Source organism: Anoxynatronum sibiricum (assembly GCF_039414295.1).
Lineage (GTDB): Bacteria > Bacillota > Clostridia > Peptostreptococcales > Tindalliaceae > Anoxynatronum > Anoxynatronum sibiricum.
This window is the reverse complement of the sequence record NZ_JBCITM010000003.1, coordinates 235766-259723: the sequence shown is the minus strand read 5'-3', so window position 1 is coordinate 259723 and position 23958 is coordinate 235766. Positions and strand designations below refer to the sequence as shown.

Sequence of the window (23958 nt, the reverse complement as noted above, 5' to 3'; positions counted from 1 at the left end):
ATCAGAAGATTACTGCAACAATCCAAATCGGCTAAAGGGGTACAGGCGCAAAAAAGCCTTTCCAACAATGTCATCTTCATCCACCAATCCCAACATTTGATCACGGCTGTCCAAGCTGTTGTTTCGATTATCTCCCATCACAAATAGCTTGCCTTCCGGTACCACCATGGAAATGTCACCAAGTGTGTAGCCGTCTTCCAGATATGGTTCTTCCAGTGGGTTGCCATTGATGTATACTTGGCCTTCGCTAATGACTATTTCATCTCCCGGGAGCCCAATAATTCGTTTAATCAACAATTTTTCCTGTCCCGTTGCGGTTGTCAGTGGAGATCTGAAAACGATGATGTCGCCGTCATTTGGTTCACTACGGCGATACAACAGCCGATTGATCATTAAAAAATCATTTTCTTCCAGTGTATGGCTCATGGAATGATTTTTCACGATGGTGGGTTTTACAAAAGTGGTGATGATCAGTGCGATCACCAGTGAGATCAGAATGGTTTTCACCCATTCTATTATTTCCTGTTTCATGCGGTCATTGCCTCCTGTCGCTCTTTAACAGCCATAAAAACTACCACTATTGTACCACTGCCTTTCATGTAAAGCAATGCACAACCACCCATTGAGTTGTCTTGCAGTAAAAACTGTGCTATCCTAAAGTGGAATCCTTGATGAGTCAAGTTGAAAGGTGGCACGTTCCATGGATCGATTGAAAGATTTTCTTCATGATTACTCTGACGTTTTTCTGGCAACCCTTATTATTATCGCCATGGTATCGGTGGTCTATGTGAATCTGAATACCATTTTTGATGATAATCCTGTGGTTATGGCTCAGCCGGCACCGGGTGGTTCAACTGCTGATGCTGGCACCGGTTCAGACTTGCCACTGATTGTTGAGCTGCCATCTGGTGAACTGGAAGATAACGAACTGCCTCCTGAAGAAATGCGTCATGAAGACGACGCTTCTGAGGAAGGCGCTGATGCGACACCTGCCGATGACGCCCCCTCAACACCTTCACCAATGCCTTCGGCCCCTCCTGCCCCTGGAGAAACCGTCGAAATAACAATCCCCAATGGCACACCCGGAATTGGAATCGCTCAGATTTTGGTGGACCACCAGTTGCTTCCCGATACGACTTCATTTGTGCGGGCAGCAGAAACTCTGGAACTCTCCCTAAAACTCAAATCTGGCACTTTTCAAATTCCAGCTGGTTCATCTCCTGAAGAAATGGTGCGGATCATCGCTGGTCAGTAAGATGATTTTTCATTTTTTAGGCTTAACTGCCATCTATCTACTCGCGAAAAACCTCCCGGAAGGTTCAATATCAGCCGGGAGGTTTTTTGCTTGCTCACTTAACGATTGATGTCTTCCAGTATTTCTGCCCGGTTATGGGCTCTTTTAATCAACGCATCCTTGCTGACAATATGCCTTTCCATCCGACCCTTGGCAATCTGACCTACCTCATCCATACACACCAGATCAAAATAAATCACATTTCCTTCCAGCCTGTCCACCATTGCTTTTACTGTCACTGTCATCCCCTGTAATGTGGGCTTTTCGTGTGTAACCTGAAGTCCCCGGGCAACCGTTACTGTTCCATCGGGCACATTGTCACCCACCAAATCAACACAAGCTTCAATCATCATCGTCACCAGTGCCGGTGTTGAAAAAAGGGTTTCAATGCCGGCACGCCCAAAACTCACCGTCGTGTCTTCATAAGCCACTTTTTTTTGGATCATACGTTCCATGCCCGGCTTCAACGTTATTTCCTGCATCATTCCGATCCCCCCTTTATGCTATATATACCGAACTGGTTTCAGAACAATCAGGAAATTTAAAACTAACTGCGATTATTGGGCAATTGGTTGAGTGGATAGCCCATTAACGGAAGATATCTTAGACGTCCTTCGACTCGCCTGCTTTCCATCAGTGCATATTTTTCTACAGAAACAGCAGGCAACGCGACTTTCATACGTTCAAAGGCGCTTTGAGCAGCAGCGTCAATGAAGACACATTCCCGGACCAGGGTAATATGGGGGTGAAAGGATGCATGGTCTGCAAGCCCTTTTTCCGTCAGGTGGTTCTGAAGCCACCCGGTCAACTCGCTCAGTGCTTCATTAGATTCCAGCCCTGCCCACAAAATGTGGCGGTGACGCTTTTCAAAGGATCCCAGTCTTTCTATTTTTAGTGTCAGTGGTCGTGATAACACCGGCTCATTTGGGTGATGAACCATGAGTTGTGAGATTTTTTCATCAGGAATCTCACCAACAAACTGTAATGTTAGATGAAAATTGACCGGATCTGTGAATCGGCCCTTTTTCACTAATGGCCGGATATAACCCTGCACCTCTTCCAGGCACTTCATCATGTGCTCGTTAAATTGAATCGCAAAAAATACCCGCCGCATTTGGTTTGTTGCCTTTTCCACATTCACTGGTTTATCTCGGGCGGTACCGGGGCAGGTTTTGCAAAATAGTAACCCTGCAATAGATCAATACCATTTTTCACCAGGTAATTCACCTCATCCAACAGTTCCACTCCCTCTGCCAACACGATAATACCCCGTGACTGAGCTTCACGGCAATATTCATTCACCAGCCTCTGTTTTTCCGGATCCTGGTGGATATTGCGTATCAATCCCATGTCTATTTTTATGTAGTTTGGAGATAATGCCAGCATGGCCGACAAGGATGCATAACCGCTACCCATATCGTCCAATGCGGTTGCGTATCCCCTCTTTCGATAATAATTCAAAATCATATTTAGATGATCATAGTCATCTACCTGTTCCGTTTCAACAACTTCAAACACCACCTGTTCTGGTGTAAGACCATATTTTTGAATGGCATCGTCGGTGGTCTGAAGGCATTTTTCCGGATCATAGATAGAGGTGGGGATAAAATTCACGAACAACTTATGCTTTATTCCGCAAAAAGCAGCCTCGCGAATAATCGTTTCCCGGCACATTCGATCCAGAAAAAAAAGGAGATCCATGTTTTTTGCATGTTGAAAAAGAGTCACCGGGGGCACCATTTCACCCTGAGAATCCACTCCACGTATCAACGCTTCGTACCCATAGACCTGCCGATTTCCGGAGCTGACAATGGGCTGAAAAAAAACTTTAATCCTGCCTTTTTCCAGCACATCCAACAAATCTATCCCCTGGTAAAACGCCATCCATTCCTTCAAACTCCGGTAACGATCCAATTTATCAAAGGTCAGTGTTTCTCCCTGTTTCAGCGGCAATAATTTCATGTCTCTTTTTTCCAGTGAGTTGAAATGGATCTTTGTCAATGATCTGATAAAAGCTTCATAATCAGGCACACTCACCTCATAATATGCTTCATGCTTTTCGTAGCTGAGTTCCAGATCTGAAAATACCGCTTCAATAAAGGGAGCATGATGTGCTGTAGGCACTGCAAAAAGTACCTTTGAAGGTCTAAAAACTGATACTGGCTGCCGGGTGCATCGCAGGCACTCCATTGCTTACTCCCCCATTTCAACTCTCTTCTTTAGGCTTCTTTGAGCCGGGCTGTCAACTCCACAGGACAATGGTCGCTTCCCAGTACCCGTGCGTGAATTACTGCATCTTCCAACAATGGGGTGACACGCTGTGAGGTGACAAAGTAATCGATTCTCCAACCGACATTTCGCTCTCTGGCTCTTCCCATATAAGACCACCATGTATAGGCATCTTCCTTGTCAGGGTAAAAATGACGAAATGTATCCACAAATCCGTTCGTCAGCAAGACTGTCATCTTGTCCCTTTCTTCATCGGTAAAGCCTGCATTCCGACGATTGCTTTGCGGGTTTTTCAAATCAATTTCCTGATGAGCCACGTTTAAATCGCCGCAGAGCACCACTGGCTTTTCGGCATCCAGACGGGAAAGAAAATCTCGGAACCGATCTTCCCATTCCATGCGGTAATCAAGCCGGGCCAAGTCTCTTTTTGAATTAGGTGTATATACGTTCACCAGATAAAAGGCATCATACTCAAGGGTGATGACTCTGCCTTCGCTTTCAAAATCTTCCAGTCCGGTCCCGGTTCCAAAAGTAACCCGAAGCGGTTCTTCCTTCGAGAAGACTGCGGTTCCTGAATACCCTTTCTTCACTGCGTAATGCCAGTACTGATGGTATCCGGGTAAATCCAGCTCAATCTGACCTTCTTGCAGTTTGGTTTCTTGCAGGCAAAAAATATCGGCGTCTGCCTCAAGAAAAAAATCCATAAACCCTTTTTTCATGCAGGCGCGAATGCCATTCACATTCCACGAAATTAGTTTCATTCCTTATGCCTCCTTATGATTGCAGATTCAACGGTTAAAAACGACTTAAGCAAATGGGTGCTTCTGAATAATCAAAGAAATGGTGCAGCGGCTTCAGGAAATGTGGCTCATTCAGTGTTGCTTTGCCAAAGGCAACCAATGAGGCGAGACCGACAGTCCCCATCACCAGCGAAGCGAAATCACATGCAGCAAGGCTTAATGTCGCCGTTGCAGCCCGCTGGTCACGGGAAATGTTGATGACGCCGTCTTCTGACCATAAATACCAGTCACCATGGTTTGCCGGTATTAAGTCATCAGTCACCTGCAGTTTCAGTACCAACCCTTGCTCCATTGTTTCATTCGGTTGCAAGGTTTCCAACACCTTTGGAATATCCAGCACGCGATACATCATACCGTTTCCCGTGCGGTACATTTCATTTTTTCTTGTGTGAAAGGTGTCGTCTTCGCCGGTATCCGGATTATCGAAAAAAGCTTCAAAATTCCGATACTGTGAACGCAGCCGAACATGGCTGACCTGATCAGCCTGGGCATGAATCATTGCGGCAAGGGCCAGTAATGTATCTGCGTCATCAAAAAGTAGCTCTTCCACCAGTAGATTTGTTTTAAATAGATTGTCTAGACCAGTACGCTGAAAATGAAAAGCCATAACGCCTGTTAGGCAGCCATGGCGACGCACACCCACCACCATCTGACAGCCTTTCAGCATTTCTTCCACCTCATAGGCTTCCTGCTTTAAAACGCCATGGTGGGCTTGAAAGAACTGCCTGTAATAGTCCATGATTTCTGGTAAATCCTTCTGCGACAACTCCACAACCTGTGTGCGATCTCCCTGCGCCGGAAATTGAGATGGCGTCAGCCAAAACTGATGATTAACCGCGCCCAGACCACAACCCAGCTTTTTATAAAAGCCAATGTTGAAGGGGTCAAGCACTGCCAGGGCCGCACCCTTTTGACGACCTTCTTCAAAAGCCCAGGTGAGCAGCTTCAGCGCCACTTTTTCTTTTTTGTGAAGCAAATCCACACACAATGCTCCCAACCCGATGGCGGTCAACTGCTTCATGCGCAGGTTTATCGGTTGTGTGAGCATACGAATACCGCCTATTTGAATTCCTTCATCCGTGAAATGACCTGCCAGCACATCGCCAGCGCCCTTTTTCACACACTTGCGTACCCAGTCTTCTGTAGTCGCCCGGGCATTTTCATTCAGGTCATATCCGGGATAAGCGTTCACCATCAGGCGGGCCATGGAGGCAGCATCACTGTCTTTCAGCAGTCGAACTTCTCTCATTGCTTTGTCTCCTCTCCGATTGTCTGGGGTGTCGGTTTCTTTTCAAAAGATTCTTCCTCCTGGTGCAGCGGTTCTGCTTTGACTGCCAGCACAATTGTTAAAACGGCAATGGGAATTACCAGTGCACCACTGATGAGTGTCAGCAAGTTAAGCCCGTCAAGCTCAAGTAGCAGCCCTGCAAAGGCTGCCAGAGAAAGAAAGGCCGCCATCGTTATCAGAACACCCAGCCAGCGCCGAAGCCCCGGTTGCTTCACCAAATGTGCAAAAAGAAAAAGCATTGCACCGCCCCAAAGCGCATAGCCTGTTTGATTTAAAAAGTAGGCGATGGAATGACTTTCGTAAAAAAACCAGGTGCTTGCCATCGCCGGCATGTTTCTGCTGAGATACAGCGGCAGCAAGGTCAGCTGTGATCCATAGGAAATCGTGACAAAAATGACATAAAAAACTGCAAGGGTGACCCCCGCTGCTTTGCGAATGCCGCCAGAAATCAAAACCATCCGTTGTAGTATGTAGATAAAACACAAAAAAACAGGTGCAATGGCCATTGCTGCCATAAACGTCATTTGGTAGGTTTCCCAATGGACAACCACCCATTGTAATTGCTGCTCGATCTCGCCGGTCATGTTAATACGTGTCATGCTAACCACCCATAGAATCAGCACTGCCAGCAATAAGCAGGCACTGATGATCATATGAATTCTTGATTTTTGATTAATTTTCAGATGTCTCACCCCAGCATATATGATTGTTTGTTTGCGCGTTTTTCTTACATACCCAGTTTTCAATATGATTACCGTTTGATTTCCATTTGTGCTGCAAGCTGCATCGCAAGAATCTTTTTCCTATTCTCTATCAATTCTCATCTTTGTCTGGTAATCCCAGCCCTGCAGCCATTTATTTTCCCGAACAGGATACAGCAATGGAAATATTTCTTCCCTGGTTCCCCCCAGCGTTTGTCGATCCTTTCGAATTAATTTTCTCTTACTATTCATCTGCATCATCACTCCTTTATCTCCATGATAAAGTATGAAATTATGGTCAGGTCAAGAAAAACCGTAGTTATTTATGATACGGTTCATTTCGGTTAATCCGAAAAGCCCGATAAACTTGTTCCAGCAGCAACACTTTCATCAATTGGTGAGGGAATGTCATGAGTGAAAAGCTGATACTTTCATTGGCACGTTTCAACACCGCCTCTGCCAATCCCAATGAACCGCCAATGACAAAGACCACGTTACTCTTGCCTGTAAGACCCAATTGATGAAGATGGTGGGCCAGCCCCTCTGACGAATGCTGCTTTCCGTCGATGGCCAGGGCAATCACATGCTGATGATCACCCATCCTTTTTAATAGCTGTTCGCCCTCCCGCTTTTTCACCTGTTCCTCTTCAGCAGGACTGAGATTTTCTGGTGCCTTTTCATCAGGAACTTCAACTAATTGCAGTTGACAATATCTGGAGAGTCTTTTGACGTATTCATCAACGCCCTGTTTCACATATTTTTCTTTGATTTTTCCGACACTTAAAATAGTGAGTTGCATAGTTATAAACCCCTTTTTCTGCTGTACCCCGAAAGATGCCGAAGGCCATTCACATATTCTACCAGCCTAAATTTGGCCGAAGCCCTATTGGCATTATATCCGAAAAGTGAACGCACCGAAAGAATTCTTCTTCCATTAACCTGAAGTTTTTCCGAAAATAGCTGTTGATAATTGTTCTCATTTCATTTTTATTATGTTATAATATGGTTGCCAACAGGCTTACCGCGGCAAAACGCTTGTTGTTTATTTAGGAGGAACATGGAATGGCAAAAATGATGAAACCCCGTTTTAAAACCAGCCGCCGGCTGGGTGTTAACATTTGCGGTCATCCTAAAGCGATGAATCGAGCTGGTGCTGCATTCGACAGAAACACCCGAAAACTGTCAAATTACGGCGTACAGCTATTGGAAAAGCAAAAGTTACGTGCCTATTATAATGTAATGGAGAAACAATTCCGCAGATATGTGGATGTTGCCATGAAATCCAAGGGGATGACTGGCGAGGTACTGGTACAGCAGTTGGAATGCCGGCTTGACAATTTAGTGTATCGATTGGGAATGGCCCAGTCAAATCGTCAGGCACGACAAATGGTGAATCACGGACATATTTTACTCAATCAGCAAAAGGTGACGATTCCATCTCATCGGGTTCTGCCGGGAAACGTGATCAGTCTGAATGAAAAAGCTCAAAAATTAGATCACTTCACCGAGTTTTTCGGCTCAATGCCTACATCTCCTTACAAATATCTGGAAAAGCAGTCAGATCAGTTCTCTGGTCGTCTGATAACCATCCCTCCTAGAGATGAAATTCCGGTGGAAGTAAACGATCAACTCATTGTGGAATTTTATTCCAGGTAGACAATATTTCTTCCAATAGAAAAACAACCGCTCCCATTGGATTCGGTTGTTTTTTTGGTTATATTGGTCTTAGTAAGCAGCTTTTATCTAGTTCATCACATGGTTTTCAAGGCGATTTCTGTAATTTTGGTGGATGATCTGAATGAAATGCATGCCGGCCATTACCAGCGCCAACCCTGCTATGTTATTAAGAGGTGGCCATATCGGAGGTATTTTAGGTGCAGCCACCACCCAGCGTACCACACCAATCAATTCACATCCACAAATTGGTTTTGGATCAATAACAGGATTACCATCACCCCTTGTCACAAACTGGACACCGCCACCGGGAGAATTCTCCACTGATTTGACTCTGTGAGTTGTTACTTCAACTTCACTGCGGGTACATTGATAAGTGATTATGGCATTTGGTTTGATAGCGGCAGGATCAATAGACTGCACGATCAGTATTGCGCCACTGGCAAACGTTGGTTCCATGCTACTGCCAACTACTCGATACAGCCGATAGCCATTAACCGCGGGAGGTCGATCAGCTTGAAATTTTACCGGTAAAAGCACCAGACACACGCTCACAAAGAAGACCACCATAATAGCCAACCTTTTTTTTAAGTGACTCTTTTCCTTATGGCTTTGATTTCTCATCAGCGTATCCATGATTCCGCCCCCTTTTCAGGTGCTCGGACATCAAAAATCCAGATCAGATTCTACAGCGAAGCCGGATGGAAATGTGAGGATGATTTGAAATCTATTCCTAATTTTATTATCTCATGACAAAGGACATAAATCAATATATATCGGGACATTTATCCTTATCGCTTGTAAAAACTGTCGCTTTATCATTCGATACTTTTCTAACAGTTTAGCGCCGTCAGCACTCCAAAAGAAAATGCTGATTCTCCCACATGGGAAAATCAGCATTTTTCAGAAGCAATCATTGGTATTGGCAAATGGACAGCGAGTAAGTCTATAAGCCGAGTTCTGTATTTGACAGCCATCTATCTAGACCGTCTGTTACCAGACGGTTCAAGCAACCTACCACGGAGCGCGGCGGGCAGCCGCTTCTAGCCCCTGCTTGGTCTTGCTCCAGGTGGGGTTTACATAGCCAGCCAGTCGCCAGGCTGCTGGTGAGCTCTTACCTCACCTTTCCACCCTTACCGGAATTCCAAAAACCTCGGTTTTCAGGATCGCCGGCGGTATCTCTCTGTTGCACTATCCTTGGAGTCGCCTCCACTGGGAATTACCCAGCACCTTTGCCCTGGGGAGCTCGGACTTTCCTCGTCATCGTATCACGATGCCGCGGCTGTCTGGCTTACTCGCTCATCACAATTTGTCAGTTTTATTGTAACACTGGGACGGGGTTCTGTCAAAGACAGGTCTTGCTCTCCCGTACTATCGTGTTTAAGTTTACACAGTCTGAAGGGGACTGCTCTGGCTGCGTGCCGGAATGATTTCAAGAGACCAGCCGGAGCTATCGGCCGTTTGCTGTAAATAACGAGTGACCAGTGGTACAAAACACTGTTCTGATTCGAAGTGACCAACATCAAAAAGATGGAGGCCCAGCGATTCTGCCAACTGCGCATCATGATATTTAATATCACCTGTTACGAGAGCATCGCAGCCAGTAGCTGCAGCTTCTTTAATGACACTGGCACCACTTCCCGTCACAATTGCTACGCGGCAAATCTGATCTTCTTTTCCCTTAACCCATCGCAAATGCGTTAATTGAAATATTTCTTTCAGCTTCGTCGTCAGTGTGGCCGGGCTCATGGATTCCTTCAAATAACCAAGTCTGCCCAAGCCATCTTGAAAGCCAGGGTTTTCAAGCCGCAAGAGATCATACGCCACTTCTTCGTAAGGATGTGCTTCTTTCATGGCTTGAATGATCGCCTTTTGGTATCTGGCGGGCAAAACGGTTTCAAGTCGTATTTCTGCCACCTGTTCCAGATGATTCTGTTTGCCAATCGTTGGATTAGAACCTTCCAAAGGTTTAAATGTGCCTGTACCCTTCCCCCTAAAACTGCAATGGCTGTAATTGCCGATGTAACCCGCTCCAGCTGCGGCCAAAGCATCGGCCACCTGATCAACACCGGTTTCAGGCACAAATACCACCAGCTTCAGCAAGGGCTCTGAGTTTGTCAGTTCCAATAATGATATCTGTTGCAGTTCCAACTGCTGGGCAACCCAGTCGTTCAAACCACCCTGGGCAATATCCATATTGGTATGAGCGGCAAACACTGACACGTTCTGATGCATCAACGCTTGAATCATTTTACCCATGGTTTGATCGGTACGCAAATGTTTCAACGGCGAAAAAATAAAAGGGTGATGGGTAATAATCAGCTGAGGGTCATGAATCAGGGCTTCCTCAAGGCTTTTTTCCGTCAAATCCAATGCCACAAAAATTGTTTTGACTGTGTCGTTCATGGAGCCCACCTGCAAACCAACGGCATCCCACTCCATTGCCAATGCCGGTGGCGCCAGAAGATTCATCGCTTTCACGATGTCTCTTATTGTTTGAGCCATCTCAATTCCTCCTTCAGTGCTTCAATGAGGGCAAAGGTTTCAGAAAGCTGCTGTGGATCGGGGGCATCAGCCTGCGACAGCCCTTGATATTTTTGGGTGAACAGCCTGATTTTTCTGCTAACAAATGTCCTGGCCACCGCTGCAGGCTGTTGCTTTAAAAAACTGCCTGTTTCCAGCCACACTGGTTCAGGTTCATGAACCGGCAGGTTCTCATGCTTGGCTACTATTATTTCATAAAAACGATGTTTCTCCTGAATCAACACTTCTTCATGGATACGGTACCCATGAGTGGCCAGGTAACGACGCAAAACAGGCACCGCCTGCACAGGCTGCAAGATCAGTTGCTGTGCCTGGTTTGCCACCACCGGCGATGCTTCCAGTAGCTCTGTTATCAGTGCGCCGCCCATACCTGCAAGAATCAGCGTAGTGGCTTCTCCAGGTTCCAATACTTCCAGCCCATTTCCCAGCCGAAGCGTAATGTGGGCCTCCAGTTTAAAGCGCTGTACCATCCGCTTTGCTTTGTTTAGAGGATCTTCGTTTGCATCTGTGGCAATTACATGACGAACACCCTTCTCTTTCACCAGGTAAATGGGGATATAGCCGTGATCAGTTCCAATATCAGCCACAACAGCTGTCGGATCTGCCAGATTTGCTGCAGCTGCCAATCTGGGGGAAAGGTTTATGGGCATCGTAATCGGCTCCTTCAAAACAAAGGATCCGCAAATGCGAATCCCAGGTTTTTCATTCGTCTTATTCCAGATAGTCTTTCAGCTTTTTACTGCGGCTGGGATGACGTAACTTGCGCAACGCTTTTGCTTCAATCTGTCGAATGCGTTCCCGGGTAACCTGAAACTTTTTACCCACTTCTTCCAGTGTGCGGGCCCGGCCATCGTCAAGTCCAAAACGTAGGCGCAGCACTTTCTGCTCCCGTACCGTTAAAGTGTGCAGTACTTCCACCAGTTGTTCCTTCAAGAGAGAGAATGCCGCTGATTCTGCCGGAGCCAGTACATCTTCATCAGGGATGAAGTCTCCCAGATGACTGTCTTCCTCTTCTCCAATAGGTGTTTCCAGAGAGACTGGCTCTTGGGCGATTTTAAGAATTTCCCGCACTTTTTCTTCTGTGATATCCATTTCACGGGCGATTTCTTCGGGCTTTGGTTCCCGACCCAGGTCCTGAAGCAATTGACGCGAAACGCGAATCAATTTGTTGATGGTCTCCACCATGTGCACTGGTATACGAATGGTACGGGCCTGGTCGGCAATGGCACGGGTAATCGCCTGTCTTATCCACCAGGTTGCGTAGGTGCTGAACTTGTAGCCTTTACGATAATCAAACTTTTCAACAGCTTTAATCAGGCCCAAATTCCCTTCCTGAATCAGGTCAAGAAACAGCATGCCTCGCCCAACATACCGCTTGGCAATACTAACCACCAGTCGTAGATTAGCCTCAACCAGTTGTTTCTTTGCCTGCTCATCACCCTGTTCCATACGCTGGGCCAGATCTATTTCTTCTGCACTTGTCAGCAAAGGCACTTTGCCAATTTCTTTTAAATACATGCGTACCGGATCGTCAATGTTTACCCCTTTCATCAGAGATAAATCATCCTCCACCGGTTCATCAATTTTAAGATCTTCTTCAAGATCCGGATCATCCAACTCAAGGTCATCTTCTTTTTCTTCACCAATGATATCGATGCCTAAGGTTGTAAATTGATCATACAGATCGTCAATTTGATCTTTATCCAACTCAGCCTTCTCAAGAGCATTCATGATCTCCTCGTAAGTGAGGGATCCGTCTTTTTGCCCTTTTTCAAGGAGTTTTTTCAACATTTCCTTGGTTAAATCGATGGTTTGACTATCCATACTATTTCCCTCCCTTCTGCATGTACAGCTCTTGCAGTTCTATGTTGATGCGTCTGATTTCCATTCCCAGTTTAAGCATTTCATCTTCCTTCTCTTTCGGGTTCAATTCCTGATTATCCAACAGCTTCCGTTGCTTCTCCTCCAACTGCTTCAGCTGTTGCTGACGCTGTTGAGTTTTCATATATTGAGTAAATCGCCGAATCATGTCTTCCAATGAAAGATCACAATCTTCAGCTGCATCAATATTCGCCATTTCTTCTTCAAATCCTTCAAAAAAATCTTTTTCTGCAGGTTTTTTTTGAAGTAATTCGTGATTTTCTATCATTAATCGAAATAATACCTGATGGGTGGTGTGTTGAAAAAGGCTTGCTTCAATTTTTTCTCCCAATTGAAGCAGGTATTCAGGATGCCGGAGGGTCCATTTAAGAAACTGGCATTCCATTTTAATCACAGCATCACGTTCAACAGGTGTCATAGCCTCAATAGAAAGCCGACGAGCAGCATACGCATCTTTATTCTTTCCATAATCTCGAATCTCATAGCTGCGTTTACCCTGCTGGAGCTCCTCCATGAAAGAAGCTTTGGAAACACCTATTTCTTCAGCTACCCGGGCAGCGTAGGCCTCCCGTTCAACCATACTTTTTATCTGTTTCAGAACGTCTGATGCTTCCCTGGCAAAATGCACTTTCCCTTCCACTGTCGCCAACGAGTGCCTGCGGCGAATGAGAGAAATTTGGTACTCGACAGCAGTGGGGGCTTTCTGCAACAGTTGCTCAAAAGCCTCAGCACCTTTCTCTTTCACGTATTGATCCGGGTCGGTTTTATGGGGCAGCGTGAGAATTTTGACTTCAACCTCAGTATGACGGAAAATCCGAATACTACGCTGGGCAGCCTGTTCACCCGCCTGGTCTCCATCAAAGCATAAGATCACCCGCTTGGCAGTTTTTTCAGCCAGTCGGGCATGATCCGGTGTCAGGGAGGTTCCCAGAGTGGCAACTGCGTTTTGGAATCCGTTTTCATGAAGGGTGATCACATCCGTATAGCCTTCCACCAGAATCAGTGTGTGTTGTCTCAGGTGTGTTCGTGCGATATTGAGACCATACAGTAAATGACGTTTATTAAAGAGGAGGGTTTCAGGTGAATTTAGATATTTGGGTGTTCCTTCCGGAGTCAGAATTCGCCCTCCAAAGGCTACGACATTGCCTCGAATGTCAAAAATCGGAAACATCGCACGATTTCTGAAACGGTCATAATGCCGCTTATTTCCTGTCACTTTCTCGCTTAAGATGGCTAACCCGGCTTTTTCCAGCAACTCGTTGGAATATCCTCTGGTGGACATGTAGCGGCACAAAGCATCCCATTGGTCTGGGGCATACCCCAAGCCAAAACGTTTAATGGTCTCGATGCTCCATCCCCTCCCGGCCAGATATCTGGCACCGGCATTGCCCCTCTTCTTAAGGCATTTGAAATAAAAGGAAGCGGCATCTCGATGTAGATCCATAAGCTGGTGTTGTTCCTGCAACTCCTGCCGGACCTGGGGTGTCATCTCTGCTTCAGGAATCTGCAAGTTAATTCGCTGGGCCAGTTTTTTCAGTGCCTCAACAAAGTCAAGATTTTCTTTCTCCATTATGAACCCTACCACGTCACCGCCTTTCCCACACCCAAAGCATTTGAACATCTGCTTTTCACGACTCACCATGAAAGACGGTGTTTTTTCATTATGGAAGGGACACAAGGCGCGATGATTAGCTCCGCCTGGCTGTAATGGCACATATTCACTGATCACTTCAACAATGTCGTTTCGGCTTATGATCTCATGAACAATTTCATCTGGTATATGTCTACTCAACATGCACACACCATTTCTGAGTTGCAAATAGTTTAAGCAGGTAATCCCACTCAGTGATACCTTATTCGACATGAAATCTAAAAGTCCTGCCAATTGGCGAAAAAAGTTCTCAATATATTTACAGTGCATTATTAACCCTTACATTAAATGACATCAGTTCTAACTGGGAATCGGAATCATCAACTCCTGAAATGCCTTAATAGCTGCTTCATCTGTCATGCCTGCAATTAGGTCTGCTGATTCCCGGGGTGTCATATTTTTGGTGTTTTCACGGTAAAGGCATTCAACGATATGCGTGGCTTTTTCTTTTTCGCGCATGCACAGTTCTCCGTAATACACTTTTTCGAACATAAAACTGCGCAGTTCCTGCATCACAGCTTCCATATGCGAACTTTGATAGATGCGGGGTTCGTTCCCAAGTGCCAGTTGCCGGGCCGTTTCCATGGCCATGTCTTGCACAAAACTGTTCACTCGTTGGCTGTGACTGTCTCCCAGGGTGTTCCTAATAGCAGGAGGAATATCTTCTGCTTTAAGAATGCCTGCACTCAAGCTGTCCTGAATGTCATGACAAAGATAGGTAATTCGGTCGGCAATTTTTACCAGCTTTCCTTCCATTGTTATGGGAATGCCATCGCCGGTGTGATTCAGAATGCCGTCACGCACTTCAACCGTGAGGTTTAATCCCCGTCCCTCCCGTTCAAGTTGGTCAACGATACGCAGACTCTGTACGTTGTGGGAAAAAAATCCCGTCAGCCGCTGCAGTACTTCTTCGCCACTATGACCAAAACAGGTGTGGCCCAGGTCGTGGCCAAGGGAAATGGCTTCAATAAGGTCCTCATTTAGTCCCAGCGCCCGGGCAATGGTGCGAGCAATTTGACTGAGTTCAAGGGTATGGGTCAAACGCGTTCTGTAAAAATCTGACTTCAAAATGAACACCTGGGTCTTTCCCTTTAATCTGCGAAAAAACTCAGAATGAATGATTCGATCCCGATCTCTCTGATAGACGGTGCGAATGTCACAGTTGGGTTCTGGTTCTTCGCGACCCTGGGTATCAGCACTCAGTTGGGCATAAGGTGCCAGTGTTTGCTTTTCGCGCATTTCTGTCATGGCTCGAATGGTGATTTTATCGGACAATCGCCATCAACTCCTTTGTTATCCGTATCAATACCCTAAATGCTGTTTGCCAAAAGGCTCATAAGCTCTACAGTATATCAAAAAAATGAAAAACCCTCAATGGGTTCTGGATAAAAATATGGAAACCCTGACATTGAATCAGTAAAATGAATGATTCTTCACCGTCAGGGTTTCATGTGTTCAATTATTGATTACTTCTCAGGGCTCTCTGCCTCTTCTACAGTGATGCTTTCTTTCACTTCGCGGGTTGCCTGTTTAAACTCGCGAAGTCCTTTTCCAAGCGATTTGCCAATTTCAGGCAGTTTCGAGGGCCCAAATATGAGCAGTGCCAGACCAAAAACCACCAGCAGTTCCTGGAATCCAATTCGACCCATGTTAACTCCTCCTTATTTATTATCGAGTCAACCTTCAGTGTGTGGAAAGGCCAGTCATCTGATGATCAGCAGATTCATGGGTCCGCTTCCCATTTGATAGAAATGTCATTTCTATCAAATCCACCAATTCCTCCACCTGTTCAAACCCAAACTGAGGTGCTTTTACGTCGAAAACTTTATCTGTCACCAACGCAAACATTTCCTCTTCCTCACACAATAGTTCATCTGCTGCCGCCTGGCGAAACACTTCCAGTTTTGGGTATTTTTCACGTTTATAGCCTTCTGTGATGAGAATATCCACATTGTTAATCTCAGCAACAATTGTTTCCAATTTTCGCTCAGTCTCAACCTTCTGTATCATTGCAAATTTTTCCGGTGATGAGATCATCACCAGGTCAGAGCCGGCCTGGGCATGCTTCCAGGTGTCTTTTCCCGGATGATCCATATCAAACCCATGAACATCGTGTTTAATTGTCCCAACCCGATACCCTCTTCGTTTCAAAATATCAATTACCTGACACATCAGTGTAGTCTTTCCTGTGTTGGAGTTTTTTCCCACAATCGAAAATACAGGGATCATGCCTTCACCTCCGGCTGATCAAGCAGTTGTATGGTTACTCGTTGCCCCCGGGTAAATGGTCCCTTACCGGCGGGAATGTAGAACAACGAGTTGTTTCCTGAAAGACTCGAAAGCACGCCCGAACTATGCCTTCCTGGAAATCGGGTATAGAATCCACCTTCACGGTAAACGGTTGTGGCACGAACAAACCGATTTTGATTGCTCACCTTCATGAAATCATTTTCAAGGACGGTTTCCACTGTCATCAGCTGGTATTTATCCCGCCCCATCATTTTTAAAAGTAAAGGTCTCACAAATTGCTCAAAGGTGATGAAGGCCGCTGCCGGATTACCAGAGAGTCCAATGAGAAGTTTTTCACCATAACGGGCCACCGCAATGGGTGTCCCTGGCTTCATGCGCACCCGCCAAAACAGCATTTCTGCCCCCACCTGCTGAAAAGCTTCTTTAACAAGATCTTTATCACCCACCGAAACACCTCCGGTGGTAATGACGATGTCGGCAATTCCTAGAGCAGCGTGAAGTTTATTTGTGATTGATGAAAGATCATCACCACAAACGCCCAGCATCAGGGGTTTTCCCCCAGTTTTTTTAATCTGCGCAGCGACGGTGTACGAATTGCTGTTTCGAATTTTTCCATCACTCATGGGTTGTTGAACTTCAATCAATTCATCACCCGTGGATAAAATCGCCACCCGGGGCTTCATGTAAACTGAAACAAAGCTTCTGCCAAGAGATGCCAATAGACCGATTTCAGGTGGTTCAATAACTGTTCCCGTATGAAGCACCACATTTCCCATTAAAATATCTTCGCCGCATAAACTTATATTTTCCAACGGTTTCATTGATTGACGAAGGGTGACCGTCTCAGCATCATGTGTCACATCTTCCTGTCGGATCACCGCATCGGCTCCCTGCGGAATCTTCGCCCCGGTCATAATACGAATCGCCTGCCCTGTTCCAACTTCCCTTTGGGAAACTTTTCCTGCAGGGAGGTAATCGATAACACTCAGTGTCACCGGAGCCTCCAACGATGCTCCAACAGTATCGTCAGCCCGTAGGGCATAGCCATCAAGAGGCGAACGATCAAAGGGAGGAATATTGACATCAGATACCACTTCCTCAGCAAGCACACTGCCCAGACTATCCATTAGCGGCACATGAATGGACCGTGTCAAGGGACATTCATCCAACAAAAGTGACAGCGCCACTTCAAGCGTCACATTGGTCTTCATTTTTTTCCCCCTAACATTTTCCAAAATGACAATCAGGGAAGGAGCAGGTGTCGCATTTCAGACACTGTCCTCCATGACCCAGCCGGGAGATGTCCCGTCGGGTGATGGTTTCATCTGCCATTACCCGGGGAAGTAAAATATCAAAGGCAGTGGTGTGTGCAAACATCACGCAACCCGGAAGCCCAAACACTGGAATTCCATCAAGGTAAGCTAACAGAAGCATGGCTCCCGGGAGCACCGGTGTGCCGTACGCCACCATTTCTGCACCGGTTTGTTTGATAGCCCCAGGGGTTTTATCATCAGGGTCAACCGACATTCCTCCTGTCACCACAATCAAGTTTGCGCCGGCAACTTTTGCATCTTCCACCGCCTGTCGAATGCACTGTGTTTCGTCAGGAACAATCTGCCTGTTCATCAGCTCAACGTCATATTTCGCCAATTTTTCAGCCACCACTGGCCCGAACTTATCTTCAATTCTTCCCTTAAACACTTCACTGCCCGTGACAATAATGGCAACCCGCTTGGGTTGGTATGGTTTGACCTGAAGCAAAGGCTCCTGGTTCTCAAGAATGACCGCCACCTCTGACAGCTTCTGCTGTGGGACTGTCAGGGGTATCACTCGGCATCCTCCTATCAGCCCTTTTTCATCAATGGAACGATTCCCATGAATGCTTGCCAGACAAATGTCTCCCAAATCATTCACTTCATCTTGTAAGTCGCGGTTAACTTTAAGCAGTCCAGCTTCAGAGGCAATCAGATTGATTTTCCCCTCTGAGGGAGGTGTAAAATGAACACCGGGACCGCAGATCATTTTTCCCAATATGGTAGCCGCATCATCCTCATGAACCTCTCCTTCTTTTAACTCCATGACGTAAAGATGTTCTTTTCCGATACGCAGTAAATGATCCACATCTTCCTGTCGCACCACATGTCCTTTTTTAAAGGCAACTCCCTTAAACTCGCCGGGAACAATTTCTGTAAGATCATGACCGATCACCATGCCCACTGCATCCCGCGTTTTAATCACTTCCATAAGACAGCTCCTCTTTCTTCGATTTCGATGGCGTTGTCAGACCATCTCTGCAACTCCCGTTACTTTCATTTTCAAACAATTGGCGCTTTAACCTTATCTGTTTATGACAGGCATGACAATGACCCATTTTGAGCTTATCAGATAACAATTTCCTCCGACATCTGGTGCAGTGACCATACACCCAGGTTTGGCAGACCATTGGACCGGAAAGAGACGCCGCCGTTAATGGCAATTTGCTTATAACGCCGGATGGACAAACCTCACGGCAACGACCGCAATCATTGCAGCGCGTTGCATGATGAGAGAGGATCAGGCGGTCTTTAGAAGCTTCTATCTGCCAGGCGCCTTGAAGGCAGGTGGTTTTACACTGGCCGCAGGCAGTACAGCGATTGTCAGCTGTCAGTGATGCCATTATCCCGTCAAGAAACATCTCTCGATTCTCTGTTATCACCTGTTTGTTTACATGAATAAGCAAATGATCTCTCATGGGATATGTCTGTGTGTCGGCCTCTTGCAACAGCTCTTGGCCGGTACTAACTGCAGTTTCCTTAACTTGCTTTGTCAGCTGATCAAAAAAACCACGGCGACTCATGGACTCTGATGTGGCAGACACTGCTGGAAGAACGTCTTCAGCGATGACCAGTTTCTTCACCGGGATCCATGTTGCCAACAGTTTTTGAACTTGTTGATGGTGTTGGTGAAAAATGCTTTCCGCATCCATTTTACCTTTTATTATACAGGATGCGCAATGGCTCATATTTAAGGTCATGGTTTCTTGGTCGCCGACCAACGTCAGCATGACCATCATCTCCCGGTTGATTCCAAGTAGGCATTTCAAAACACCATGCCCCTCGTGGGGGTACTGCTCACAGGTAATCACCGGTGCTTTCGTCTTTTGAATTTTCATGACAAGCTGCCTGAAAAGCTTGGCGGGGTACGCCAATGAGCCTGTAGGACAGGGAACCACGCAGTGAAAACAACCACTGCACCTATTCTTATCGATAACTACCTGCTGTTGTTTTTTCGTCAAAGCTCCTGATGCGCAGGCGTTCTTGCAGACTTCACAGCTTTCACCAGCATGGGTAAGGCATTTCTTTTTTTGCCAAACAGGTTGATCGGCAACAGTGATTTTATCAATGATAAATCCGGTAATCCAGCTCACAGCACTCACCACTTCATTCAGTTAATTTCCTGCGATTGATGCTTTTCAGCTGATGACTGGTCTTCTTGTGCAAACATTTGAAGTTCGGCCAGCATCTGCTTGCTGTCTTGAGAAACATCTTGTCCAACAAACAAGATTGTCAGCCGTGCCAAAGCTTTAAAGTAGTCTGAAGTTGCCTGGTTTTCCATATTATTGGCAAAAGGGTGCACCCAGTTTCCCAAATGCCGCTCAAGGAACGTCGTCTGGAGCTGGGCAAATTTCACGGCCGCCTCCATCCGATTAGACTCACTGCTTTCCAACACTCGGCCAATTAGATAGCTGATGAACTCCAGCTCAATACGCAGATGATCATCCGGTTCATGCATCGTTTTGGATTTTTGAAGGCCGGCAGCTTCGTAGTATTTCATGGCTTCAAAAGTTGAAGGCCCCATGATCTGCCCTTTATCTTCAAGGTAGAGTGAACCGTAGGGTGGTGCCAAAAGGGTTTTAGGGCCGACAAAAAGTGTCAGAAACTCCTGTACCAGCGGGCTCAGATCGTCGGTGGATTCAAGAACTGACAGCATCACGGCAGCCTCTGCTGCTGCCCTGGGATGATTTTCCGAAAGAAACAGGTGAAGTTGCTTCACCACTTCTTCTGTTTTAAGGAATTCTCCCGGAATCTGATAACATTTGGACAGCAGATGGTACAGACTTCCCCGCAGCCGCTCCTGCTGAATAAAGATTTCCATTTCGCCGACATCCTTCCTGTGATGAATCAACAACAGGCCGAAACCTGTTGTTGATTCATTTTTACTCGTTATTCTTTCACATCGAAACGATGGATGTAATAGACATTGGGCTGTGTACCTGCTTCTGGCAATAACACCGTTGAATCATTGGATGACAGCAGTTGGCTGATTTCACTGTTGGGATCGTCCAAGTCTCCAAAAATACGTGCATCTGCCGGACAAGCCACCACACAGTAAGGCGATTCCCCATTGATGACACGGTGGTCGCAGAAGGTGCATTTTTCAACTTTGTTTTCACGACGTATGCCTGCGTAGGTAATGGCACGATCAGGATTATAGTAGGGAATCACCGTACCTCCCACCTTTTCTGTCAGGGCTGCCGCTTCACCGCTTTGCCAGTTTTCAAAGGGTGCCACTCCCCGTTCGTTGTAATAGATAACGCCATAAGGACAGGCATTTTCACAGGCGCGGCATCCAATACAGCTGTCTTCATCATGCATGGTGATCCCGTCATCCTGTTTATACATTGCCTTGGGATCAACAGGGCAGGCATCTACACAGGGAGCTACATCACAATGGTTGCAAAGTGTTGAAATATAAGTGTAAGTAATCTTCGGAAATTCTCCTCTGGTTTCAGTAATGTAGTGGGACCAGAAGATCCCGTCGGGAACATTGTTTTCATTCTTACAGGCAATGGAGCAGGCCGCACAGCCGGCACATTTCTGAAGATCAATCACCATTCCGTATTTTGCCATGATTTACACCTCCGATTGGCTCATTATTAAACTTTTTCAATTCGTACGCGAAAGCTGCCGTAGAATGCGGTGGATCCACTGAGACGCTCATAATCGGCTGTCATGAAGTCATTGTTATTGGCGCCTCTCGATTTACGGCCGACGAAATCTTCCGCCGCCACATGTCCCATTGCCCAATGACCCTGGCCGTAGGTTTTGGAAGCGGTTCCGGGGCGCAGCGCACTCCAGGTTTTCAGCGTGGTCACCGCTTCACCGGTGGGTGAAACCACCCGGACCAGTTCGCCATCTTCGAGGCCAAGAGCAGCTGCATCAGCCGGATTCAGCTTGATGCAGTCACCCCACTTCATATCACCGGCATCCACATCTTTAAACTCCTGGAACCAGGAACAATTGGACGAGCGGCCTTCCCTGGCCATGTGAGATTTGCAGTCAATGAAGGCAAAGGGATATTCCTGTTCGCTGCCATGCATAAAAGGAGGTGTATAGTGAGGCACAAAAGCTCGCTCGCCCTTGCTTTCACCGTATTTGCAGGCTTCCAGCACGTCATCAGCTGTCACGCCATGCTTCTCGGCATGGCCTTCAAGGGCCTCTTTAAGGGTCTCACTGTAAAATTCAAATTTCTCTGTTGCAGTAGGCATTTTACCCCAAAGTTTCTTGAACTCATATTCATCAGAGTTCCAGATTCCTTTTGCAAGAAAAGCTTCCCACGCGTCAAAACTGTCACCATGGTTCCCTGCTTCCACATAGGCATCGGGATTCCAGATGGGCTCTGTAAGGATTTTGAAGGCATTGGTTTCCAGTTCAATGCCATTGCCGGGTGCCTGACCTGTTTCCGGATCTTTAAATTCTTTTAGAAAATCCATCAAATTGGAAAATCCCCGCTCTGCCATCTTCTCTGCCAGCATCCATGGCACTTCCGATTCCGGGTTTTTCACATCATAGACCGGATCAATGGCTCTGCCGCCAATCCACAGATGTGTGAATGAATTGCCTTTCTGTGCTGCCGAGCTCATCTGCTCAAACATATGATGGGTGGAAGGCAGCAGTAAATCGGCAAAATGGCTCATTTCAGAATAATGGGTAACGCAGTGGGCGTAAAACTCAAGTTTGGACATTGCCTCATGCCAGCGGCTTGCTTCCGGACAGGAGTAGTTAAAGTTGCAAAAATACCCGATTCCCACTTTAGGTAAATAAGGATCTTCCATGAGAATGGCATCAGCCACTCGATTGGTGACCACGCCGCCGCCGGACTTTCCATCTTTCAGCGCTGGAAACTCCAAATAACCCCGCTGGTCTATTTTCTTCTGCTTGCTGTTGGTTGTCGCCATTTCATCCATATAATCATCAGGTTTGGGCAGCGAACCAAGGCGGGCACTTCTGCCGGTGATGGTACCGCCCTTATTCTCTGCCGCTCCCACCAAACCGTTAAGAGCATGAACAGCCATGGAGTTGTAAGCGCCCCTCACCTGCATGTTGGAGCCACCGCCCATGAAAACCATCACATGTGGAGCTTCGCTGGCAAAATCAACGGCGACTTTGCGTATCGTGTCAGCATCAACCCCGCACACTTCTTCAGCCCACTCAGGGGTCCGGTCTTTCAGTTCAAGATTCCACCATTTCACCACGCCGTGGGAGTAGATTTCTTCAAAATCTGCTTCATTGGCATCTTGGCCTGGAATGAAATGATTTGAACCGTCGGTGAAATCACCCACAAATTCACGGGACCAGAGACCTTCCGATAAAATCACATGCGCCATGGCAGTGGCTAAAGCACCATCCTGCCCCGGTTTAACAGGCATCCAGACTTCAGATTTCGCTGCTGTATTGGAATATTTGGGATCAACAGTGGCAATGCGTACCCCGTTCTTCAACATACCTCCAAAAGCATTAAGGTAATGGGATACCTGACGGTTGGAACAGAGGGGGTCCACTCCCCAGCAGATCATATATCTGGTATTAGCTACATCGTAATCCCTGTAGTTCCAATATCCCTGAGTGTAGTAAGGGCCAAATTTTTCGGCTTCTGCACAAATGGAGCTATGGGATATATTGTTGGGTGATCCGATAATCTTTGGCAGACTGCTGTAAAATAGATCGTTGATATTGGTATAACGCCCACGAAATAAAACAAATTTATGAGTCTCATCATTCTCACGCAGCTCCATCACTTTGTCTGCCAGCATATCCATGGCTTCATCCCATGAAATGGGTACAAACTGCGGATCTTCATCAAGTCCTTTTCGCGGGTTGGTGCGTTTCATGGGTTGTTTGATACGATCGGGGTCATACACCTGCTGGATGGCAAGGTGTGCACGCGGGCAATCGTTTCCACCATGAACTTTAGAACCGGCATTCGCCCTGATTTTAATGGCTCTGCCATCCACCACAAAGACTTCCTTGGCACACCAGGAAGTACATCCCAAACAGCCACTTGGAACCCATTCACCTGCTGCCAGACCCTGTACTTCTTGTGGCATTTCAACCACCGCATCTGTTTCCTCCAGTGTTTCCAGGCGCGCATTACATCCTGCCTGCCAGAAAAAGGCTGCAGTACCTGCTGCCACAGCTCCCTGCACAAATCTTCTTCTTGTGATGTTCATGGAACCCACCCTCCTGTTAATATTGTGATAAAACTATCATTTCTTAGCCGAAAGCTTCCTTTCTTTCTATTCGTGTAGCTGACCATTCTATGTAGTTCTGCGTTCATGCTATTTATCAACAATTGAATTTATTTATTCAATTATACCTATAACATCG

The 23958-nt window shown here is 46.5% G+C and carries 25 protein-coding genes and 1 other RNA gene; 2 read left to right on the top strand and 24 right to left on the bottom strand.

All coding sequences use genetic code 11. The features are described from left to right. Positions 1 to 9: 9 nt before the first annotated feature. On the bottom strand, positions 10 to 531 hold the full coding sequence (gene lepB / locus AAIG11_RS04890; protein ID WP_343185124.1) for a signal peptidase I: 522 nt from the start codon (positions 529 to 531) through the stop codon (positions 10 to 12). A 169-nt stretch (positions 532 to 700) separates the two neighbouring features. Between lepB and AAIG11_RS04885 the strand changes: the two genes are divergently transcribed. Next, positions 701 to 1255, top strand: coding sequence for a hypothetical protein (locus tag AAIG11_RS04885; protein WP_343185123.1), 555 nt, complete (start codon positions 701 to 703; stop codon positions 1253 to 1255). Positions 1256 to 1353: 98 nt separating this feature from the next. On the opposite strand, the gene AAIG11_RS04880 is transcribed toward AAIG11_RS04885, so the two are convergent. The 8 genes from AAIG11_RS04880 to rlmH all read right to left on the bottom strand — a co-directional run bounded on the left by AAIG11_RS04880 (position 1354) and on the right by rlmH (position 7111). Then, positions 1354 to 1779, bottom strand: a complete 426-nt coding sequence (locus AAIG11_RS04880) for a thioesterase family protein (RefSeq protein ID WP_343185122.1) — start codon at positions 1777 to 1779, stop codon at positions 1354 to 1356. A 62-nt stretch (positions 1780 to 1841) separates the two neighbouring features. Further along, positions 1842 to 2435 (bottom strand): RNA 2',3'-cyclic phosphodiesterase, encoded by a 594-nt coding sequence (gene thpR, locus AAIG11_RS04875; protein WP_343185121.1) that lies wholly within the window; start codon positions 2433 to 2435, stop codon positions 1842 to 1844. Further along, positions 2432 to 3484 (bottom strand): EAL domain-containing protein, encoded by a 1053-nt coding sequence (locus AAIG11_RS04870; protein ID WP_343185120.1) that lies wholly within the window; start codon positions 3482 to 3484, stop codon positions 2432 to 2434. The genes thpR and AAIG11_RS04870 overlap by 4 nt, the downstream gene beginning before the upstream one ends. 29 nt (positions 3485 to 3513) lie before the next feature. Further along, positions 3514 to 4284 (bottom strand): exodeoxyribonuclease III, encoded by a 771-nt coding sequence (locus AAIG11_RS04865; RefSeq protein WP_343185119.1) that lies wholly within the window; start codon positions 4282 to 4284, stop codon positions 3514 to 3516. A gap of 34 nt (positions 4285 to 4318) precedes the next feature. Continuing rightward, positions 4319 to 5572, bottom strand: a complete 1254-nt coding sequence (locus tag AAIG11_RS04860; protein ID WP_343185118.1) for a GNAT family N-acetyltransferase — start codon at positions 5570 to 5572, stop codon at positions 4319 to 4321. Next, positions 5569 to 6264 carry a hypothetical protein gene (locus AAIG11_RS04855; protein ID WP_343185117.1) on the bottom strand — a complete coding sequence of 232 codons (696 nt, stop codon included), beginning with the start codon at positions 6262 to 6264 and terminating at the stop codon, positions 5569 to 5571. The genes AAIG11_RS04860 and AAIG11_RS04855 overlap by 4 nt, the downstream gene beginning before the upstream one ends. A 150-nt stretch (positions 6265 to 6414) precedes the next feature. Beyond that, positions 6415 to 6564, bottom strand: a complete 150-nt coding sequence (locus AAIG11_RS04850; RefSeq protein WP_343185116.1) for a hypothetical protein — start codon at positions 6562 to 6564, stop codon at positions 6415 to 6417. Positions 6565 to 6631: 67 nt separating this feature from the next. Further along, complete coding sequence (rlmH, locus tag AAIG11_RS04845) at positions 6632 to 7111, bottom strand: 23S rRNA (pseudouridine(1915)-N(3))-methyltransferase RlmH (protein WP_343185115.1); 480 nt, start codon at positions 7109 to 7111, stop codon at positions 6632 to 6634. A 263-nt stretch (positions 7112 to 7374) separates the two neighbouring features. On the opposite strand from rlmH, the gene rpsD reads away from it, so the two are divergent. Next, entirely contained in the window at positions 7375 to 7968 is a 594-nt protein-coding gene (gene rpsD / locus AAIG11_RS04840; RefSeq protein WP_343185114.1) for a 30S ribosomal protein S4, read from the top strand. Between the two features lie 87 nt (positions 7969 to 8055). On the opposite strand, the gene AAIG11_RS04835 is transcribed toward rpsD, so the two are convergent. From AAIG11_RS04835 to AAIG11_RS04765, 15 genes are all read right to left on the bottom strand, one after another. After that, positions 8056 to 8622: a signal peptidase I gene (locus tag AAIG11_RS04835; RefSeq protein WP_343185113.1), complete on the bottom strand. Its 567-nt coding sequence runs from the start codon at positions 8620 to 8622 to the stop codon at positions 8056 to 8058. 297 nt (positions 8623 to 8919) lie between these two features. After that, positions 8920 to 9284: RNase P RNA component class A (rnpB, locus tag AAIG11_RS04830), an RNA gene on the bottom strand. Positions 9285 to 9372: 88 nt separating this feature from the next. Further along, positions 9373 to 10491 (bottom strand): Nif3-like dinuclear metal center hexameric protein, encoded by a 1119-nt coding sequence (locus AAIG11_RS04825; protein ID WP_343185112.1) that lies wholly within the window; start codon positions 10489 to 10491, stop codon positions 9373 to 9375. After that, a complete protein-coding gene (locus AAIG11_RS04820) occupies positions 10476 to 11180 on the bottom strand; it encodes a tRNA (adenine(22)-N(1))-methyltransferase (RefSeq protein ID WP_343185111.1) in 705 nt (234 codons plus the stop codon). The genes AAIG11_RS04825 and AAIG11_RS04820 overlap by 16 nt, the downstream gene beginning before the upstream one ends. A 61-nt stretch (positions 11181 to 11241) precedes the next feature. Further along, positions 11242 to 12354, bottom strand: coding sequence for an RNA polymerase sigma factor RpoD (rpoD, locus tag AAIG11_RS04815; RefSeq protein WP_343185110.1), 1113 nt, complete (start codon positions 12352 to 12354; stop codon positions 11242 to 11244). Position 12355: 1 nt separating this feature from the next. Beyond that, positions 12356 to 14203, bottom strand: a complete 1848-nt coding sequence (dnaG, locus tag AAIG11_RS04810) for a DNA primase (RefSeq protein ID WP_343185109.1) — start codon at positions 14201 to 14203, stop codon at positions 12356 to 12358. Between the two features lie 159 nt (positions 14204 to 14362). Next, a complete protein-coding gene (locus AAIG11_RS04805) occupies positions 14363 to 15337 on the bottom strand; it encodes a deoxyguanosinetriphosphate triphosphohydrolase (RefSeq protein ID WP_343185108.1) in 975 nt (324 codons plus the stop codon). A gap of 191 nt (positions 15338 to 15528) precedes the next feature. Then, positions 15529 to 15711: a Sec-independent protein translocase subunit TatA/TatB gene (locus AAIG11_RS04800; RefSeq protein WP_343185107.1), complete on the bottom strand. Its 183-nt coding sequence runs from the start codon at positions 15709 to 15711 to the stop codon at positions 15529 to 15531. Between the two features lie 34 nt (positions 15712 to 15745). Next, complete coding sequence (gene mobB / locus AAIG11_RS04795; RefSeq protein ID WP_343185106.1) at positions 15746 to 16291, bottom strand: molybdopterin-guanine dinucleotide biosynthesis protein B; 546 nt, start codon at positions 16289 to 16291, stop codon at positions 15746 to 15748. Further along, positions 16288 to 17523 (bottom strand): molybdopterin molybdotransferase MoeA, encoded by a 1236-nt coding sequence (locus AAIG11_RS04790; RefSeq protein WP_343185105.1) that lies wholly within the window; start codon positions 17521 to 17523, stop codon positions 16288 to 16290. Before AAIG11_RS04790 ends, mobB begins: the two co-directional genes overlap by 4 nt. Positions 17524 to 17533: 10 nt before the next feature. Continuing rightward, positions 17534 to 18556: a molybdopterin-binding protein gene (locus tag AAIG11_RS04785; RefSeq protein ID WP_343185104.1), complete on the bottom strand. Its 1023-nt coding sequence runs from the start codon at positions 18554 to 18556 to the stop codon at positions 17534 to 17536. Beyond that, entirely contained in the window at positions 18543 to 19463 is a 921-nt protein-coding gene (locus tag AAIG11_RS04780) for a 4Fe-4S dicluster domain-containing protein (protein WP_343185103.1), read from the bottom strand. The genes AAIG11_RS04785 and AAIG11_RS04780 overlap by 14 nt, the downstream gene beginning before the upstream one ends. Positions 19464 to 19735: 272 nt before the next feature. Then, entirely contained in the window at positions 19736 to 20446 is a 711-nt protein-coding gene (locus AAIG11_RS04775; RefSeq protein WP_343185102.1) for a TorD/DmsD family molecular chaperone, read from the bottom strand. Positions 20447 to 20514: 68 nt separating this feature from the next. Next, positions 20515 to 21201, bottom strand: coding sequence for a 4Fe-4S dicluster domain-containing protein (locus AAIG11_RS04770; protein ID WP_343185101.1), 687 nt, complete (start codon positions 21199 to 21201; stop codon positions 20515 to 20517). 26 nt (positions 21202 to 21227) lie between these two features. Continuing rightward, positions 21228 to 23801: a molybdopterin-dependent oxidoreductase gene (locus AAIG11_RS04765; protein WP_343185100.1), complete on the bottom strand. Its 2574-nt coding sequence runs from the start codon at positions 23799 to 23801 to the stop codon at positions 21228 to 21230. Positions 23802 to 23958 lie beyond the last annotated feature (157 nt).